Raw genomic sequence first — 3,366 nt, 5'->3', positions numbered from 1 at the left:
CGGCAAGGCGCTCCTCGTCCTGCGATGCGGTCAGGATTTCGAAGCTGAAGGGTTTGCCTTCGGGATCGAGCATCGTTCCATTCTGCACGTGGTAGCCGACACTTTTCAAAAGATCGAAGGCTGCCTTCAGCACGCGGCGGTCCTGGCCCGATCCGTCGGTCACCGGCGGCCGCCATGTACCGTCCATGACATCGGCCGGGACGCGGCCGGGGTAGGGCGCCAGAAGCGCTTTCTCCCTGTCGTCGGCCGGATGGCCGATCGCGGAAAGCTCGGAATTCTGCCAGTAACTCATCGTGCGCGTGTATTTGCCGCCGAACAGGTTCTTGTTGGCCCATTCAAAGTCGTAGAGCATGCCGAGCGCGCGCCGCACGACAGGGTTGGCGAATTTCGGCAACCGCGTGTTGAACAGGAAACCGGTCACCACGGGCGGAATGCCGGTGTCGAAGGTTTCGGCGACGACGTCGCCCTTGTGGAAGGCCGGAAAATCGAGATCGCGCTCGCGCTTCACCGGATCACTGTCGTCGTCGATGGCGCAAAGGCCTTTCTTGAACGCTTCGAGCTTGGCGTTGGCGTTGAGGAAATACTCGATGGTGATCTGGTCGTAATTGTCGAAACCGCGCTTGGCCGGGACGTCCTTGCCCCAGTAGTCCGGGTTGCGCTTGAACACGATGCGCTGGCCGGGCTGCACCTGCGCGATCCTATAAGGGCCGCTGCCGATCACCGGCTTGAGCGTCGTCCTGTCGAAAGTCTCCTTGTCGAAGGCGTGCTTCGGGATGATCGGGGTCAGCGCGATGATCAGCGGGAATTCGCGATCGGCCTTGTCGTTGAAGGTGAAGCGCACGCTGTGATCGCCGGTCTTTTCGAGCTTGGCGACCCTGGCCATGCGATCGCTGTAAGGCGGGCGGCCTTTCTCGGTGTAGACGTCATAGCTGAACAGCACGTCCTCCGGCGTCACCGGCTGACCGTCCGACCATTTGGCCTTCGGATTGAGATGGAATTCGATGCTCTTGCGCTCCGGGTCCATGTCGGCGCTGTCGGCCAACAAACCGTAGAGCGTGAAAGCCTCGTCGGCATTGCGCTGCATCAACGGCTCGAAGACCAGATTGCCGAAGATCGTATCCATCATGCCGCGCGCCGTCGTGCGCAGGCTCTTGAGGATGAAAGGGTTCAGATTGTCGAAGCTGCCGACGACGCAATAGGTAATCGAGCCACCCTTCGGCGCGTCGGGATTGACGTAGTCGAAATGCCTGTAGTCGGGCGGTAGCGCCGGCACGCCCTGCATGGCGATAGCGTGCTTCGGCTCCGATGCGGCCGGCTGATGCGAAAGGGCGAGAAACGATATCCCGGTGATCAGCCAAACAACAACGCGGCCCATGAACGTCTCCTTACTGGGTCGGCTTGATGATTCGGTGTGCACCCTAGCATGAGGCGGCTGCGCGCCGGCCAACCGCGCGTTCAACAATTGCTGACGCCGGGCTGGATTCGGCATCGCTTGCAGTGTAACACGCCCTCCGAAGTCATTCTGTTGCCTCATTTCGGCAACAGGTAGCTGGACCACACGGCACGAAGAAGCCGGTCCCGGGATCATTTGAGAGGAAGTGCACGACATGACGAGCCTGAACAGCAACGCGTACCGCCTGTCGGTCATGGCCGCTGGCGTGGTCGGCTTTCTCGGCGCAGGACTTCCCGCTGCTTCCGCACAGCAGCAACAGCAGATTCCGCAAGGCTGGTTCAAGGCCTGCACCAAGCAGGAAGACGTCGACATCTGCAATGTCCAGAACATCACCACCGCCGGCAACGGCCAGCTGGTCACTGGCGTCAGCCTGATCGAGCTGAAGGGCAAGGTGAACCGCAAGGTGTTCCAGGTGACGGTCCCGACCGGCCGTCTGGTGCCTCCCGGCATCGGCCTGCAGATCGACACCGGCAAGGCGCAGAAGCTCGACTATGTGATCTGCTTCCCGGATCGTTGCGTGGCGGAAGTGCCGCTGACCGATCAGCTCGTCGCCGCCTTCAAGAAGGGCCAGGCGATTACCCTGACCTCCGTCAATTTCCAGAACCAGCCCAATCCGATCAAGGTCGCCCTGCAGGGCTTCAGCGGCGCCTATGACGGACCGGCGCTGCAGCAGTCGGACATCGAGGACCGGCAAAAGAAGCTTCAGGACTTCGTCGCCAAGAACAACCAGGATTTCGCCAAGAAGCTCAAGGAAGAGCAGGACAAGGCGAAGACCGCCAACTGATCGGCCGATATCGCCGAGCCACAAAAAAGCGGGGTCATGCCCCGCTTTTTTTGCGCCCATCTCTCCGCGGGTCAGTGCCTTGACTGCCGTTTCGGCTGGTAGCCGCCGTCCGGCCTCTTGTCGAACATCTCCTTGATCTGCGGATGCCGGACCGGCTCACCCGACTGATCCTCGAGCAGATTCTGCTCGGAGACATAGGCGATGTACTCGGTCTCCGAATTTTCGGCGAGCAGATGATAGAAAGGCTGATCCTTGTGCGGCCGCACGTCGGCGGGGATGGCTTCGTACCATTCGTCGGTGTTGGCGAATTGCGGATCGACATCGAAAATAATGCCCCTGAATGGAAACAGCCGGTGGCGAACCACCTGTCCGATCGCGAATTTGGCTGTTTTCATCGTACTCACCACTGAATTCCTTGGGCTTATTTGGCGCAGACCGCGCATCAATTCAATCCCGAGGCGCTTGACGCCCTATTAAGCAACGGGCTAGCCCGGCGCCAGGGTTTCGGACCAGCATAAAAATGTCTGACGTCATCGGTCTTGTTCTTCCGTTCTTCGGCTTGATTTTTGTCGGGTTCCTGGTGGCGCGCATCACCAGGCAGCCGCTGGAGGCGCTCGGCTGGATGAACACGTTCATCGTCTATGTCGCGCTGCCGGCACTTTTCTTCCAACTGCTTGCCAAGACGCCGTTCGAAGACCTGACGGAATGGCGCTTCATCTTCGGTTCGGTCGTCTCGACCTTCATGATATTTTCCTTGATGTTCATGGGGTCGGTCCTGACCTCGCGCGGCGAGATAGCGCAATCGACCATCAAGGCGCTCGCGGCCGCCTATGGCAATATCGGCTATATGGGACCGGGGCTGGCATTGCTGGCCTTCGGCGAGGAGGCGGCTGTGCCGGTCGCCTTGATCTTCTGTTTCGAGAACATCATGCATTTCGCCATCGCACCCATGATGATGGCGCTGTCGGGCGACGACAAGACCACGCCTCTCCGGCTTGCGCTCGGTGTCGTGCGCAAGAGCGTGCTGCACCCGTTCATCATCGCAACCGCCCTGGGCGTCGGCGCCGCCTATATCGGCTTTCGACCGCCCGTGCCGGTGGAGCGATTTCTGGAATATCTTTCCCGGGCG

4 protein-coding genes are annotated in these 3,366 nt (G+C 60.4%); 2 read left to right on the top strand and 2 right to left on the bottom strand.

Annotation, left to right across the window (positions count from 1 at the left end):
- On the bottom strand, positions 1-1,375 hold a 1,375-nt coding region (locus EN939_RS26245), incomplete at its 3' end, for an extracellular solute-binding protein (protein WP_164751227.1).
- 232 nt (positions 1,376-1,607) lie between these two features.
- Here EN939_RS26245 and EN939_RS26240 point away from each other — a divergent pair.
- Positions 1,608-2,237, top strand: coding sequence for an invasion associated locus B family protein (locus EN939_RS26240; protein ID WP_127270670.1), 630 nt, complete (start codon positions 1,608-1,610; stop codon positions 2,235-2,237).
- A 71-nt stretch (positions 2,238-2,308) separates the two neighbouring features.
- Here the strand turns inward: EN939_RS26240 and hspQ are convergent, their stop codons facing one another.
- On the bottom strand, positions 2,309-2,632 hold the full coding sequence (gene hspQ, locus EN939_RS26235) for a heat shock protein HspQ (RefSeq protein WP_164749013.1): 324 nt from the start codon (positions 2,630-2,632) through the stop codon (positions 2,309-2,311).
- Positions 2,633-2,757: 125 nt separating this feature from the next.
- On the opposite strand from hspQ, the gene EN939_RS26230 reads away from it, so the two are divergent.
- The coding region (locus tag EN939_RS26230; protein ID WP_206528340.1) for an AEC family transporter at positions 2,758-3,366 on the top strand (609 nt) is incomplete at its 3' end.

The organism is Mesorhizobium sp. M7A.F.Ca.CA.002.05.1.1 (genome assembly GCF_003998335.1).
Lineage (GTDB): Bacteria > Pseudomonadota > Alphaproteobacteria > Rhizobiales > Rhizobiaceae > Mesorhizobium.
Note: the sequence above shows the minus strand (reverse complement) of the source record. Positions and strands in the feature narration are given on the sequence as shown.

What these genes read in the sequence shown, in the direction of transcription:
- hspQ (WP_164749013.1), bottom strand. Translation starts at nt 2,632, where the DNA reads ATGAAAACAGCCAAATTCGCGATCGGACAGGTGGTTCGCCACCGGCTG.
- EN939_RS26240 (WP_127270670.1), top strand. Translation starts at nt 1,608, where the DNA reads ATGACGAGCCTGAACAGCAACGCGTACCGCCTGTCGGTCATGGCCGCT.